This is a genomic window from Caulobacter sp. GW821-FHT09B08 (assembly GCF_059418225.1).
This window is the reverse complement of the sequence record NZ_JBWKPL010000009.1, coordinates 158,069-171,879: the sequence shown is the minus strand read 5'-3', so window position 1 is coordinate 171,879 and position 13,811 is coordinate 158,069. Positions and strand designations below refer to the sequence as shown.

Annotated in this window: 11 protein-coding genes; 5 read left to right on the top strand and 6 right to left on the bottom strand. The window is 70.3% G+C overall.

Annotated elements, in window-relative coordinates; translation table 11 throughout:
- The first annotated feature begins 155 nt into the window (after positions 1 to 155).
- Entirely contained in the window at positions 156 to 2,870 is a 2,715-nt protein-coding gene (locus AC07OA_RS22175; protein WP_494665996.1) for an exo-rhamnogalacturonan lyase family protein, read from the top strand.
- Between the two features lie 181 nt (positions 2,871 to 3,051).
- On the opposite strand, the gene AC07OA_RS22170 is transcribed toward AC07OA_RS22175, so the two are convergent.
- Positions 3,052 to 3,303, bottom strand: a complete 252-nt coding sequence (locus tag AC07OA_RS22170; protein ID WP_494665995.1) for a Flp family type IVb pilin — start codon at positions 3,301 to 3,303, stop codon at positions 3,052 to 3,054.
- Complete coding sequence (gene mutT, locus AC07OA_RS22165; RefSeq protein ID WP_494665994.1) at positions 3,219 to 3,635, bottom strand: 8-oxo-dGTP diphosphatase MutT; 417 nt, start codon at positions 3,633 to 3,635, stop codon at positions 3,219 to 3,221. The genes AC07OA_RS22170 and mutT overlap by 85 nt, the downstream gene beginning before the upstream one ends.
- Positions 3,636 to 3,739: 104 nt before the next feature.
- On the opposite strand from mutT, the gene AC07OA_RS22160 reads away from it, so the two are divergent.
- Entirely contained in the window at positions 3,740 to 4,084 is a 345-nt protein-coding gene (locus AC07OA_RS22160; protein ID WP_494665993.1) for a PRC-barrel domain-containing protein, read from the top strand.
- Positions 4,085 to 4,265: 181 nt separating this feature from the next.
- On the opposite strand, the gene AC07OA_RS22155 is transcribed toward AC07OA_RS22160, so the two are convergent.
- The gene (locus AC07OA_RS22155; protein ID WP_494665992.1) at positions 4,266 to 5,039 is read right to left on the bottom strand and encodes an AraC family transcriptional regulator; all 774 of its coding nucleotides are present in this window, start codon (positions 5,037 to 5,039) and stop codon (positions 4,266 to 4,268) included.
- Positions 5,040 to 5,340: 301 nt separating this feature from the next.
- On the opposite strand from AC07OA_RS22155, the gene AC07OA_RS22150 reads away from it, so the two are divergent.
- The 3 genes from AC07OA_RS22150 to AC07OA_RS22140 all read left to right on the top strand — a co-directional run bounded on the left by AC07OA_RS22150 (position 5,341) and on the right by AC07OA_RS22140 (position 10,984).
- Complete coding sequence (locus AC07OA_RS22150) at positions 5,341 to 6,606, top strand: amidohydrolase family protein (RefSeq protein ID WP_494665991.1); 1,266 nt, start codon at positions 5,341 to 5,343, stop codon at positions 6,604 to 6,606.
- Between the two features lie 450 nt (positions 6,607 to 7,056).
- The gene (locus tag AC07OA_RS22145) at positions 7,057 to 8,523 is read left to right on the top strand and encodes a DEAD/DEAH box helicase (RefSeq protein ID WP_494665990.1); all 1,467 of its coding nucleotides are present in this window, start codon (positions 7,057 to 7,059) and stop codon (positions 8,521 to 8,523) included.
- 184 nt (positions 8,524 to 8,707) lie between these two features.
- Positions 8,708 to 10,984: a PAS domain-containing sensor histidine kinase gene (locus tag AC07OA_RS22140; RefSeq protein WP_494665989.1), complete on the top strand. Its 2,277-nt coding sequence runs from the start codon at positions 8,708 to 8,710 to the stop codon at positions 10,982 to 10,984.
- Positions 10,985 to 11,160: 176 nt separating this feature from the next.
- Here the strand turns inward: AC07OA_RS22140 and AC07OA_RS22135 are convergent, their stop codons facing one another.
- The 3 genes from AC07OA_RS22135 to AC07OA_RS22125 form a co-directional block, all read right to left on the bottom strand.
- Positions 11,161 to 11,370 (bottom strand): hypothetical protein, encoded by a 210-nt coding sequence (locus AC07OA_RS22135; protein ID WP_494665988.1) that lies wholly within the window; start codon positions 11,368 to 11,370, stop codon positions 11,161 to 11,163.
- A gap of 126 nt (positions 11,371 to 11,496) precedes the next feature.
- Positions 11,497 to 13,044: a hypothetical protein gene (locus AC07OA_RS22130; RefSeq protein WP_494665987.1), complete on the bottom strand. Its 1,548-nt coding sequence runs from the start codon at positions 13,042 to 13,044 to the stop codon at positions 11,497 to 11,499.
- A complete protein-coding gene (locus tag AC07OA_RS22125; RefSeq protein WP_494666053.1) occupies positions 13,041 to 13,757 on the bottom strand; it encodes an ABC transporter ATP-binding protein in 717 nt (238 codons plus the stop codon). The genes AC07OA_RS22130 and AC07OA_RS22125 overlap by 4 nt, the downstream gene beginning before the upstream one ends.
- Positions 13,758 to 13,811 lie beyond the last annotated feature (54 nt).

The following is a 13,811-nucleotide window of genomic DNA, read 5'->3' as shown; positions in this document are numbered from 1 at the left end:
CTCTTCACGTGCCAGCTGAGCCAGGGGTTCCCGCCACAAGGGCGGGAATGACGGGCGCTTAGGTATTTTCGAATTGTGGGATTGAAACCCACATTATAGGATCACTCTCAACAGCCGCAGAGCCGCGCCCCTGAGCGCACACGAGGGATGGAAACATGACCACCGAAGGCCTCCACCCTCGCCTGACGCGTCGCGCCCTGCTGGCCGCCGCGAGCGCCGCCGGCGCCGCCGCGCCGGGCCTGGCCTCGGCCAAGCCCGCCGCCCTCCGCACCGAGGCCGCCTGGATCGACGGCAAGGCGCCGGCCCGGCACGAGGGCGTCACCTGGGGCGCGCCGTGGCCCCAGGGTCTGCACCACCGCACCCAGACCTTCGCCGCCACCGCCCCCGACGGCGCGGCCGTGCCCCTGCAGACCTGGCCCCTGGCCTATTGGCCGGACGGTTCGCTGAAATGGACCGCCCACGCCGTGCCCGCCCAGGACGGCGGCCCCGAGCGCCTGGCCATCGCCCCCGGACGTCCCACGGCGCCCGCCGCCCCGGTCTTGGTCCGCGAGACGGCCGAGGCCATCGAGGTGGTCAACGGCCCGGTGACCTGGCGGATTCCCCGCAAGGGCGCCGCCCTGATCGCCTCGGCTGCCAGCAACGGCCGCGAGGTGCTGAAGGACGTCACCCTGGTGGCCCTGCGCCAGGACCAGCCGGACCTGGGCGAGGCCGGCTCGGCCAAGCGGGAGAGCTTCGTCAGCGAATTGTCGGCCGTGACCGTCGAACAGTCCGGACCCGTGCGCGCGGTCATCAAGCTGGAAGGCCGCCACAGCGGCAACGGGCGGTCCTGGCTGCCCTTCACCGTGCGGCTCTATTTCAGCGCCGGCAGTCCGTCGCTGCGGATGATGCACACCTTCATCCAGGACGGCGACGAGACGAAAGACTTCATCGCGGGCCTGGGCGTGCGGGCCGTCGTCCCGATGTCGGGGCCGCTGTACGACCGCCACATCCGCCTGGCCGGCGAGGGCGCGGGCGTCTGGGGCGAGGCGGTGCGCACCCTGACGGGCCTGCGCCGCGACCCCGGCGCGGCCTTCCGCGAGGCCCAGATCGCCGGGCGAGCCGTGCCGCCGCTGGACCAGATGGCCCCCGCCGTACGCGACCGGCTGGACCTGGTCCCGGCCTGGAACGACGTCACCCTGGTCCAACCCACGCCGGACGGGTTCGAGATCCGCAAGCGCACCGCGCCGGGTCATGCCTGGATCCACGCCGCCTCGGGCCATCGCGCCGGGGGCCTGGCCTATGTGGGCGGGCCCAGCGGCGGGGTCGCCCTGGGCCTTTCCCACTTCTGGCAGGCCGGACCCAACCAGATCGACATCCGGGGCGCGGCCGGCGAGGCGGCCCAGCTGACCACCTGGCTGTGGTCGCCCGACGCCCCGCCCATGGACCTGCGCGCCTTCCACGACGGCATGGGCATGGAGACCCACGCCGACGAGACGCGCGGCCTGGAGATCACCTACGAGGACTACGAAAAGGGCTGGGGCCGCCCCTACGGCGTGGCCCGCACCAGCGAGCTGACCCTGTGGGCCCTGGACGCCACTCCCGCCCGCGAGCGCTTCGCGGCCATGACCGAGCAGGTGCGCAACACCCCTCGCCTGATGTGCGCCCCCGAGCGGCTGCACGCGGCCGGGGTGTTCGGCGACTGGAGCCTGCCCGACCGCTCCACCCCCGCCCGCGCCGCCATTGAGGACCGCGCCAAGGCCCTGATCGACTTCTACCTGGCCGAGGTGGACCAGCGCGGCTGGTACGGCTTCTGGAACTTCGGCGACGTCATGCACAGCTACGACTTCGACCGGCACGTCTGGAAGTACGACGTCGGCGGGTTCGCCTGGGACAATTCCGAGCTCTCGACGGACCTGTGGCTCTGGTACGGCTTCCTGCGCACGGGCCGGGCCGACGTCTTCCGCATGGCCGAGGCCATGACCCGGCATACCGGGGAAGTGGACGTCTACCACCTGGGCCAGTATCGCGGCTTCGGCACCCGGCACGGGGTGCAGCACTGGTCCGACAGCTCCAAGCAGCCCCGGGTGTCGAACGCCGCCTATCGCCGCATCTACTACTACCTGACCGCCGACGAGCGGGTGGGCGACCTGATGCGCGACCTGGTCGGCTCGGACGAGACCCTGACCCGCGTGGACATCAGCCGCAAGTTGGGCGAGGGCGACGGCCCGGCTCCGCCGCCCGGAACGCTGGAGGTGGGCTTCGGCACTACCTGGAGCTCGTTCCTGGCCGCTTGGCTGACCGAGTGGGAGCGCACCGGCGACGTCCGCTGGCGCGACCGCATCCTGAACGGCATGAACGGCATCGCCGCCCTGCCGATGCGCTGGTTCGCCGGCGGGGCCTCGTACGACCTGAAGACCGGCAAGTTCGTGGGCGGCGGGACCAAGGTCTCGATCTCGCACCTGAACGCCGTGTTCGGGGCGGTGGAGATCCATTCGGAGCTGCTGCCGCTGGTCAACGCCAAGCGCTACGAGGCCGCCTGGATCGAGTACTGCCAGTACTACAACGCCCCCCGCGCCGAGCTGGCCGCCCATCTGGGCCTGCCGGTCACCGCCGTGGGCAAGGACGCCAGCCTGCGCCAGGCCCACTCGCGCCTGACCGCCTATGCCGCCAACCGCCTGAAGGACCCCGCCCTGGCCCGCCGCGCCTGGCGCGAGTTCGCCGGCGCCGGGACCATCGAGAGCCTGGACCTGCGCACGGGCCTCAAGCGCATCGAGCCGCCGGCGGTGCTGGAAGCGGTGAACGAGGCGCCGACGGTCTCGACCAACGGCGCGGCGCAATGGGGCCTGGCGGCCTACCAGAACCTGGCGCTGATCCCGGAAGCGCTGGGTTAGGTCGGGCCAGAAAACCCAAACCTCCGTCCTCCCGGGCCTTGTGCCCGGGACCCCTGGTTCAGCTTCCACGTGAGACGCCAGCGGATCGCCGGCGATCCGCCCCTACTGCCCCTGCGGCGGACAGAGGGGTCCCGGGCACAAGGCCCGGGATGACGGCCTTATAAAATTTGGAGGGTTTTGATCAGTTCTGGGCGTTGCTGGTGTTCAGCGTGGTGACGATCTTCTGGAAGCTGGTCTTCATGCTGCCCTGCAGGGTGGTCATGATGCCCACCAGGACCAGGGCGATCAGGGCGATGATCAGGCCGTATTCGATGGCCGTGGCGCCGCTCTCGTCACGCCAGAACCGGCTCAGAGCAGATCGCGCAGCCAGGCGATCAGCGGCAGGTCGGCGGGCGGCATCGGATAGTCCGCGAGCTGGTCCGGCTTCACCCATTTCAGCGCCTTGTGCTCCTTGGCGGTCACCAGGCCCTCCCAGCGCCGCAGCAGGTAGAGTGGCATCAGGAGGTGAAAGGACTCGTAACCGTGGGATGCAAAAACGAACGGCGCGAGGCAGGCTTGCGCGACCTTGATGCCCAGCTCCTCGTCCAGTTCGCGGATCAGGCACTGCTCGGGCGTCTCGCCGGGCTCGACCTTGCCGCCCGGGAATTCCCATAGGCCGGCCAAGGACTTGCCCTCGGGGCGCTGGCAGATCAGCACGCGGCCGTCGACATCGATCAGGGCGGCGGCGGCGACGAGGACTGTGGGTTTGGGCGCTGGCGTGGTCATGCGGCATTTAGTCCGGTGCGTCGGCCCGCTTGGCAACAGCCCTGGGTGGATCGATCCGGCGCGCGGCGGCGTTTGTTTCGCAACGCAGCCCCAAGGAGCCCCCGATGAGCCTCGACGACCGCCTGGTGAAAAGCGCCGCCATCATCGGCACCAAGGTCCACGACGCCGGCGGCCACAAGCTGGGCGAGATCCGCGAGATCTTCATCGACCGGGACGCCGGCATCGGCCGCTATGTGGTGGTCGAGCCCGCGGGCCTGTTCGCGGCCGGCGGCAAGTACCGCCCCCTGCCCTGGCGCGTGCTGACCTGGAGCGACGACGCCGAGGCCTATGTGGCCGACGTGACCAAGGACCGCTTCAAGGAAATCCCCGCCTACGACCGCGACCAGCTCAACAGCGCCAGCTACGGCTGGGCCGCCCAGGTGGAGCGGTTCTTCGAGGGGGTGGAGTAAGCTTTCCTCCTCAATACCCAATCTGATCGTCATTCCCGCCCTCGTGGCGGGAACCTCTCTATCCGCCGCAAGTGCAGGAGGGTGGCGCGCCAGCGCGCCAAAGCGCTTCACGTGCAAGCTGAACCAGGGGTTCCCGCCACAAGGGCGGGAATGACGGTTGAGAGGATGGCGAACAGCACCCCTAACCCGCCCGGAACTCGCGCGGACTCTTCCCCGTCAGTTGCTTGAACGCCCGCGCGAAGGCGCTCTGGCTTTCGAAGCCGACCTCGGCCGCCACGCCGCCGATGGGCAGGCGGCCTTCATTGAGCAAGGCCGCGCCGGCGATCAGGCGGGCGCGGCGGCGGTACTCGTCCCAGTTCATGCCGAACACCGCGCGGAACCGCCGACGCAGGGTGCGTTCCGACAGGCCGCCGGCCGCGCAGGCGCCGGCGATGTCGCCGTCCCTCAGATGCCGGCAGGTATGGGCCGCCGCCGCCGCCAGCTTGGCGTCGCGGGTGGTGGGCAGGCGCAGCGGCGTCTCTTCCTTGATCCACTCGCCGCACAGCTGGGCCAGGGCCGCGAAATAGGCCTGGCCGGTCGTGTCCTGCGCGTTCTTCAGCGGCCAGCGCATGGCGCCCACCACCATCTCGCGCATCAGGGGCGAGACCTGGATGATCCGCACCCGGTCGCCGGCGTCGGGGATCATGTCGGGGGCGAACAGCACCGAGCCCGAGCGCACCTTGTGCAGGCTGGTGGTGTGGGCCACCCCGGCCGGGATCCAGGCGGCCAGGGTGCGGGTCAGGAGGTAGCTGGCGTGCTCGTCCTCGACCTCGATCTTGCCGCTGAACACGTACTGCAGCTGGTGCATGTCGTGGCTGTGCCAGGGGGTGGAGAGGTCGTAGTCGTCCTGCGGGATCGCCCCGGCGCGCGGCCGCGAGGCCGGATCGACGATCGGGGAATGCAGGACGTCGCGCATCGGATTTCCCGGGCCACAGATTGGCCGCTGCTGCACAAAATATGACCGGTAGCGGAGAGACGGTCAACGCCGCGCCGCGCAGAATACGGGTCTGAACGGGCGTCTTAATCGACGCTCGGCGCCGGACGCAGCGCCGAGGCGATCAGTTGGCCGACCGGCCGATCATCGCTTGCTTTGCCCTCGCGGCGGGCGCGGAGTCCGATGTCGAGCGTCGAGAGCACGCCTCTCGAAACACGAAAACGGCGCGACTGGCCTGGCCCTTCAGGGGCGAAGCGACCGGCGCCGAGGGAAGGAAACGACGATGGCCGACGACAACAGCAGCGAACTCGCCCAGTCCGCGCGGAAGTACTGGAGCGCCGAGGGCTACACCCCCGGCGGCGTGATCCGCGACGTCGACTACGCCACCCAGTCGGGCGGCCTGCACCCCGACCTGGCCGGCATCAAGATCGTCGACACCGACACCCACATCACCGAAGCGCCCGACCTGTTCACCTCGCGCGCCCCGGCCAGGTTCAAGGACAAGGTCCCCTATCGCCGCAACGTCAACGGCGTGGACAAGTGGTTCGTGGGCGACCGCGACTTCGGCTCGTTCGGCGGCAACGTGATCCGCAAGGACAACAACAAGCTGCTGGGCCGCCTGGCCTTCCCGACCCTGGAAGAGGGTCACCCGGGCGCCATCGAGACCAAGGAACGCCTGCAGGCCATGGACGATATGGGCGTCTATGCCCAGATCTGCTTCCAGAACTCGGGCGTCACCCAGGCCGGCTCGCTGATGTCGCTGGGCGACAACGAATTGGCCGTCTCCATCATCCAGATGTACAACGACGCCGCCGCCGAACGGCAGCGGGAGTCCGGCCAGCGCCTGTTCACGATGGCCCACCTGCCCCTGTGGGACAAGGCGGCCATGGAGGCCGAGGCCCGTCGCTGCATCGACATGGACCTGAAGGGCTTTGTCCTGCCCGACACGCCTGAGCGCCTGGGCCTGCCGTCGTTCCTGCACGACTACTGGACCCCGGTGCTGGAGATGTTCGAGGACGCCGGCGCGCCGATCAACTTCCACCTCAACGCGGCCATCGACCCCAACACCCTGACCTGGGAAGGCTTCGCCTTCGAACAGACCCTGTCGGTGGTGGCCACCATGTTCTCGATCGGCAACGCCGCGACCCTGGGCAACTGGATGGTCTCGGGGCGCCTGGATCGTCACCCCAAGCTGAAGATCGGCCTGATCGAAAGCGGCATGGGCTGGGTGCCCTTCGCCATCGAGGCGATGGAGCACCAGTTCAACGAGATGCTGCCGGCCAAGTCCAAGATCCTGACGCGCCGCCCGTGGGAATATTTCAAGGACCACTTCTGGTGCACCTACTGGTTCGAGAAGATCGGTCCCAAGCTGCTGCTCGAGACCATCGGCGTCGACAAGGTGATGTTCGAGACCGACTTCCCGCACCCGACGTCGCTGTATCCCGGCGTCCAGGACCACGTCATGGAAACCCTGGGCGGCTACGACCACGAGGTGCGCAAGAAGGTCCTCCAGACCAACGCGACCAAGCTGTACAACCTGCCGTTCTAGGACCTGACCGAGCGCTTCCTTCTCCCCTTGCGGGAGAAGGTGGCCTCCGAAGGAGGTCGGATGAGGGGTCGCGCCGACCTCTCAACCGCCGTACGCAGCGGCCTCTTTCATCGCCCCCTCATCCGTCGGTTTCGCCGACACCTTCTCCCGCAAGGGGAGAAGGATGCGCCCCGGCCGGGCCGACGCGACCATGCCCCTTCCCGCGTCAAAACCGCCAAATCCTTGCCCGCTCTTGACTTCGCACCTGCAATAAACGATCTAGGCCTCACGCCATCTGGCGTTATCGGCGCTCCAGCCGCGTGAGGGACCCATCTGGGTCCAGCCTGTCGAGCGCACCGAAAGCTTCTCATCAGACCGCCCGTGTCACGCGGGGCGCTCCCCACCGACCCGCCGCCAGGCGAGCCGTGCGAGGACCGCATGCGCCGTCTCGTGGCTGATGAAAGACACTCTGTGACTCAATTCTCCGACCTCGGCCTCGCCAAACCGCTTCTCAAGGCGCTGGCCGACAAGGGCTACACCCAGCCCACCCCGATCCAGGCGCAAGCCATCCCGACCGTGATGTCGGGCCGCGACCTGCTGGGTATCGCCCAGACCGGCACCGGCAAGACCGCCGCCTTCGCCCTGCCGATCCTGCACCGCCTGGCCGAGGACCGCCGTCCGGCCCCGCGTCGCGGCTTCCGCTGCCTGGTGCTGTCGCCGACCCGCGAGCTGGCGACCCAGATCGCCGACAACTTCAAGGCCTATGGCGCGCACCTCGGCCTGACCGTCGCCACCATCTTCGGCGGCGTGAAGTACGGCCCGCAGATGAAGGCCCTGGCGGCCGGCGTCGACGTGGTCGTGGCCACCCCGGGCCGCCTGATGGACCACCTGGGCGAAAAGTCTGCTCACCTGAACGGCGTCGAGATCTTCGTGCTCGACGAGGCCGACCAGATGCTGGACCTGGGCTTCGTGGTGCCGATCCGCAAGATCGCGTCGCAACTGCCCAAGGAACGCCAGAACCTGTTCTTCTCGGCCACCATGCCCAGCGAAATCGGCAAGCTGGCCGGCGAGCTGCTGAAGAACCCGGCCCAGGTGTCGATCACCCCGCAGGCCACCACGGTCGAGCGCATCGACCAGTCGCTGATCTTCATCGAGGCCCAGCGCAAGCGTCCCCTGCTGGCCGAACTGCTGGCCGACCGCAGCGTCGAGCGCGCCATCGTCTTCACCCGCACCAAGCGCGGCGCCGACCGCGTGGCCAAGTACCTGACCGCCAGCGGCATCGAGAGCGCCTCGATCCACGGCGACAAGACCCAAGGCCAGCGCGAGCGGGCCCTGGCGGCCTTCAAGGCCGGCGAGGTCAAGGCCCTGATCGCCACCGACATCGCCGCGCGCGGCATCGACGTCAACGACATCAGCCACGTGTTCAACTACGAGCTGCCCAACGTGCCGGAGGCCTATGTCCACCGGATCGGCCGCACCGCCCGCAAGGGCAAGGACGGCGTGGCCATCAGCTTCTGCGCCGATGACGAGCGTCCGCTGCTGAAGGACATCGAGAAGGCCACCCGCCAGAAGATCCCGTCCTTCGACCGTCGCAACGACAAGGGCCTGGCCGCGGCCGCCGCTGTCGCCGACAAGCTGGCGCCGCCGGAGAAGTACGTCGATCCGCGCCGCGCCGACCCGCGCAACAACGTCCCCTCGGAACTGCGCCGCCAGCGCAACCGTCCCAACAAGGGCGGCGGCCAGAAGGCCCAGGGTCAAGGCCACGGTGGTGGTCAGGGCCAGGGCAAGCCGGGCGGCCAGGGCCGCAACGACAACCGTGGTCGCAACGGCGGCGGCGGCCAGGGCCAAGCCCAGGGCGCGGCCAAGTCGGGTGGCGATTTCCGTGGTCCCAAGCGGGCCAACGGCGCCGCCGACCAGCGCTGGAACCCGATCGACTAACACCGCCTTGCGTCGGGTAGCCGACAGCAACTGAATGAAAAGACGGCCGTTTTCGCCCTCGGGGCGGGAGCGGCCGTTTTTCATGGGTGGGACTCCCATGCGACTCCGGCGCGGCTTGAAACCCCGCTTTCTATGAGGTCTGCTGCACCTTGACCGTTCGGTACGGTCGGGAAGGGACACGGGCATGGTGGACACCCGTGATCAGGGACACGCCATAAACCAGCTGCCGCGCGAGGACATGCGCGAGCGGATAGAGGCGTTCGACTGGGCCGCCACGGCGCTGGGCCCGCGCTCGACCTGGTCGCACGGCCTGAACTTCGCGGTCGAGATGATCGTGGCCAGCGACTTCCCCATGGCCCTGCGCTGGGGTCGCGACCTGGTGCTGATCTACAACGACGCCTATGGCCCCATGCTGGGCGCGCGCCACCCCGGCGCCCTGGGCAAGAGCTTTTCCGAGGCCCCGCCCACCTCGGCCGCCGACGCCGAGCAGCCCGAGCGCGAAATCCTGGCCGGCCGCAGCGGCGGCGCCCTGATCGAGGACCTGCACCTGCCCACCGTCCATGCCGACGGCTCGGTCACCGAGGGCTACTTCACCATCCGCCTGGCCCCCCTGCCCGATCCCACCGCCCCGTCGGGCGTGGGCGGGGTGCTGATCGTGCTGTCGGAGACCACCCGCCGGGTGCGGGCCGAAAAGGCGCTGCGGGCCAGCGAGGAGCGCTATCAGCTGGCCCTGGAGGCGGCCAGCGGGGTGGGCACCTGGGACTGGGACATCCTGGCCGACAAGGTCTATGCAGACCCGCGCTACGCCCATTTCCACGCCCTGGATCCCCAGCAGGCCGCCGACGGCGTGCCGTTCAAGGAAATCTCGGCCGCCGTCCATCCCGACGACCACGCCCGCATGCTGGCCTCGGGCCGCACCGCCCTGAAGTCCACCGGCGACTTCCTGGAGGAGTACCGCCTGATCCAGACCGACGGCTCGGTGCGCTGGGTCCAGGCGCGGGGCCGGGTCGAGCGCGACGCCAAGGGCTGGGCCGTGCGCCATCGCGGCGTGATGGTCGACATCACCGAGCGCAAGCGGATCGAGGCGGCCCTGGAGGCCACCGAGGCTGACCTGCGCATCGCCGTCGACGCCGCCGGCCTGGGCCGCTGGGACCACGATCCGGTCGGCGGCGGGCGCTATTGGGACCCTCGCTGCCGCCAGATCTACGGCCTGCCCGAAGAGCCGAGCGAGACCCCGCTCAACGCCTTCGAGCGGCTGATCCATCGCGACGACCTGCCCGGTCTGATGGACGCGGTCCGCACGGCCATGGACCCGGCCAGCGACCACACCCTCAACCGCGAATACCGCATCCGCCGGGCCAATGACGGCGCCGTGCGCTGGCTGGAGACCTTCGGCCAGGCCTTCTTCCAGGACGGGGTCTGCGTGCGGTTCGTGGGGGTGGTGTCGGACGTCACCGAGCGCAAGCAGGCCGCCGCCGACCAGCTGCTGCGCGAGGCGACGATGGCCCTGGCCCTGGACGCCGGCAATGTGGGCACCTGGGACTATGACGTCACGACGGGCATCCTGCGCCGGTCCGAGCGCGGCTACGGCATGTTCGGCATGATCAGCGACACCGACGCCGCCCTGGAAGACTTCTACGACGCCATGCACCCGGAGGACCGCGAGGCCACCCGGCGGGCCCTGCTGGCGGCGATGAACCCCAAGCTGCGCGCCGACATCGACGTGGAGTACCGCACGATCGGCCGCGACGACGGCCGCGAGCGCTGGATCTCGGCCAAGGGGCGCGGCTTCTTCGACGACGCCGGCCGCCCGGCCCGGGTGGTGGGCGCCACGGTCGACATCACCGAGCGCAAGCGGGCCGAGCTGCACCTGCGGCTGCTGGTCAACGAGCTGAACCACCGGGTGAAGAATTCGCTGGCCACCATCCAGGCCATCGCCGCTCAGACCTTCCACGCCGCCCGCTCCCTGCCCCAGGCCCAGGAGGCGTTCTCGGCCCGCATCGTCGCCCTGGCCGAGGCCCACGACCTGCTGACCCGCGAGAACTGGGAGGGGGCCGACCTGTCGGACCTGCTGGCCCGGCTGGAGGCCCTGCACGGCGGTTCGGGCCGCTTCCAGTTCGTCGGCCCGCCGGTGCGGCTGTCGCCGCGCATGGCCCTGTCGCTGTCGATGGCCCTGCACGAGCTGGCCACCAACGCGGTCAAGTACGGGGCCCTGTCCAAGCTGGGCGGGCGGGTGAAGATCGCCTGGAGCGTGACCCCCGCCGTCAAGGAAGGCGGCCATCCGCGCCTGTCCCTGACCTGGACCGAAAGCGGCGGCCCGCCGGTCAGCGCCCCCACCCGGCGCGGCTTCGGCTCGCGCCTGATCGAACGGGGCCTGGCGGCGGAACTGTCGGGCGAGGCTCATATCGACTTCGAACCCGGCGGCGTGGTCAGCCGGATCGAGGCGGGGCTGGAGGGGTAGCGCACAGCCCTCCCCCAAACTCCGTCATTCCCGCCCTTGTGGCGGGAACCCCTGGTTCAGCTGGCACGTGAAGTACAATGGCGCGCTGGCGCGCCACCCATCCGCACCTGCGGCGGACAGAGGGGTTCCCGCCACAAGGGCGGGAATGACGGCCGAAAGAGTGTAGGTGGATAGGCCTATTTCGCGGGAACGATGCCCGCCACGGCCTTGCGGGCGGCCGGCTTCACCGCCGAGAACAGCCCCGCGCACAGGGCCATGACCGCGATCGGCAGCAGGGCCAGCAGCCAGGCCAGCACGACCAGGCCCAGCTGCAGGGCGCTGAGGGTCACGACCAGGGCCTTGGACTCCCGGCGCTCCCGAACGGTAAGGGCGTGCGAAGCGGACATGGGTACTCTCGAAACCAACGAACAACCCCGACCCACGGATGAGCCTAGCCGCGACGGTTTGTCGCGCAATCGGGTAAAACCCTAATCCAAGCTTTACCATGTTCGCAAGTCGGGCGTGTTCGCCGGTCAGCGCGTTCTCAGGTTGCGCGCGATCTGGGCGTCGCTGCGCCGCAGGCTGAGCAGGGTCAGGGCGGCCAGGACCAGCGGGATCAGGGCCCACAGCCAGAAGCCGGCCACGGCGATGCCGGTGGCCCCCGCCAGCAGGGCCGAGACCAGCATTTCGGCGATGGTGGCCATCCAGCTGGCCCCGCTGCGCCGCCGGAAGTCCGAGCGCTTGCCCGGCCGCTGGTGCCAGATGTTGATCTGCCCGCTGCTCCAGGCCGCCAGGGCCGCGCCCAGGGCGGTCCAGGCGCCGGCGGCCGGGGCGAACCAGGTCAGGACCGCTATGGGCAGGGCCAGGAACAGGGCCACCGGGATCCAGGCCGCCGTCAGCTTGGCCCGCCGCAGGGTGGCCACGCCGGCGGGCGACACGGCCAGGAGGTCGGGCGTCTCCTCGGCCGACAGGGTGATCCAGGCGAGACTCCCGGCCAGCTGCCCGGCCAGGAAGGCCACCACCCCGGCCCCGCCGGCCAGGGCCGCGTCGGTCCCGTGGGCGGCGTTGCGGCTCAACACCAGGGCGGTGGGGATCAGGTACAGCACCCGCAGCAGCACCTGCGACAGCAGCGCCGCGTCGCGGCCGATCAGCAGAAGCTCCTTGCGCAGGGTGGCCAGGAACGGCCCGGCGGCGAACACCCGCGAGCCGCCTCCGGTCCGGACGGGACGCGCGGCGGTCTTGCCCTGGGTGGCGGCCGCGGCGTCCGAGAACCGCCGGCCCAGGGCCAGGGTCGCCAGGGCGAACAGGGCGGCCGAGACCGCCAGCAGGGCCAGCAGCGGCAGGGGCTCGCCCAGCATGGCCCGCAGCGGCAGGGCGGCGACGGGCGGCGGCCGCAGCCGGCCCTCGTGGGCCTCGCGGGTGATCTCGGCGAACAGGCTGGTGCTGCGCTGCTCGCCCAGGATGGTGCGGGCCTGGCTGACCAGGAAGAAGGCCGCGCCCACCAGGGCCGCCATCACCTGGGCCACGGTGCGGGTGCGGCGCGGACCGATCAGGGCGAAGAGGCCCATGGCCAGCAGCAACCCGGCCGCCGTCGCCGCCAGGGCCAGGGCCCCCAGCACGCCCAGGAGGCCGATCCACCCCGGATGCCCCCAGATCACCGACGGCAGCAGCAGGGGCGTCACCACCACCGCGAAGAGGGTGATCACCCCGCCGGCCACGCCCAACGAGCGCACGAACAGCACCTTGGCCGGGCCGATGGGCGAGGAGAACAACAGGTCCAGGTCGTTGCGCTCGTACAGGGCCTCGCTGGAGGCGCTGAGGGTCTGGGACAGCATCAGGGTGAAGACCACCGCGCTGCCCAGGGCCGCCAGGCTGACCGACAGCGGGTCGATGGGGATCTGGTGGTCGTGCAGCCCCAGGGCCGCCAGCACGCCGAAGCTGACCAGCATCACGGCCACGACGCAGAGGCCGATCAGGCCGCGCGCGCCCTTGCCGGCCCGGCCGCCCCGGAAGTTGCGCCAGTAGATCCGCATCTCGTGGGCCAGCAGCCAGGGGATCGAGCCGGGCGCGACCAGCCTCACGCCGGCGCCCCCCGCGACGCGCCCCCCGACGCCCCATCGGCGGCGGTCAGCTCCAGGAAGACGTCCTCCAGGGTCGAGCCGCCCCGGCCTTCCCCCGCCTTGGCCCGGAGGGCGTCCAAGGTGCCCTCGGCCAGCAGCCGCCCGCCGGCGATGATGCCGATGCGGTCGGCCATGCGCTCGGCGACCTCCAGGATGTGGGTGGTCAGGATCACCGTGCCGCCGGCGTCGACCCGCTCCTGCAGCATGTCCTTGACCAGGCGGGCGGCGGCGGCGTCCAGGCCCGTCAGCGGCTCGTCCAGGATCAAGAGCTTGGGGTCGTGGATCAGGGCGCCGGCCAGGGCCACCTTCTGCTTCATGCCGCGCGAAAAGCCCTCGCAGCGGGTGCGCGCCTCGTGGGCCAGGCCCAGGCGCGACAGCAGGTCCTCGGCCCGGGCCTTGGCGGCCTTGGGCTCGACGTTCCACAGGCCCGCGACGAACTCCAGATATTCCAGCGGGGTCAGCTTGTCGTAGACCATGGCCTCGTCTGGGGCCCAGGCGGTGATCGCCTTGGCGGCGGCCGGCTGCGCCCGCGCGTCGATGCCGAAGATGCGGATCTCGCCCTTGTCGGGCTTGGTCAGCCCCGCGACCATCCGCAGGGTGGTGGTCTTGCCCGCCCCGTTGGGACCCAGCAGGGCATAGAGCTCGCCGGCATGGACGGTCAGGTCCAGATCCATGACCGCCGGCTTGGCGAAGGTCTTGTCCAGGCCGCGAACGATCAAGGCTTCGGT

Excerpts from the sequence above, each read along its gene's own strand:
- AC07OA_RS22150 (WP_494665991.1), top strand. The coding sequence starts at position 5,341 with ATGGCCGACGACAACAGCAGCGAACTCGCCCAGTCCGCGCGGAAGTAC.
- AC07OA_RS22125 (WP_494666053.1), bottom strand. The coding sequence starts at position 13,757 with ATGGATCTGGACCTGACCGTCCATGCCGGCGAGCTCTATGCCCTGCTG.
- AC07OA_RS22155 (WP_494665992.1), bottom strand. The coding sequence starts at position 5,039 with ATGCGCGACGTCCTGCATTCCCCGATCGTCGATCCGGCCTCGCGGCCG.
- AC07OA_RS22140 (WP_494665989.1), top strand. The coding sequence starts at position 8,708 with ATGGTGGACACCCGTGATCAGGGACACGCCATAAACCAGCTGCCGCGC.
- AC07OA_RS22160 (WP_494665993.1), top strand. The coding sequence starts at position 3,740 with ATGAGCCTCGACGACCGCCTGGTGAAAAGCGCCGCCATCATCGGCACC.
- AC07OA_RS22135 (WP_494665988.1), bottom strand. The coding sequence starts at position 11,370 with ATGTCCGCTTCGCACGCCCTTACCGTTCGGGAGCGCCGGGAGTCCAAG.
- AC07OA_RS22170 (WP_494665995.1), bottom strand. The coding sequence starts at position 3,303 with ATGGGTGAAGCCGGACCAGCTCGCGGACTATCCGATGCCGCCCGCCGA.
- mutT (WP_494665994.1), bottom strand. The coding sequence starts at position 3,635 with ATGACCACGCCAGCGCCCAAACCCACAGTCCTCGTCGCCGCCGCCGCC.
- AC07OA_RS22175 (WP_494665996.1), top strand. The coding sequence starts at position 156 with ATGACCACCGAAGGCCTCCACCCTCGCCTGACGCGTCGCGCCCTGCTG.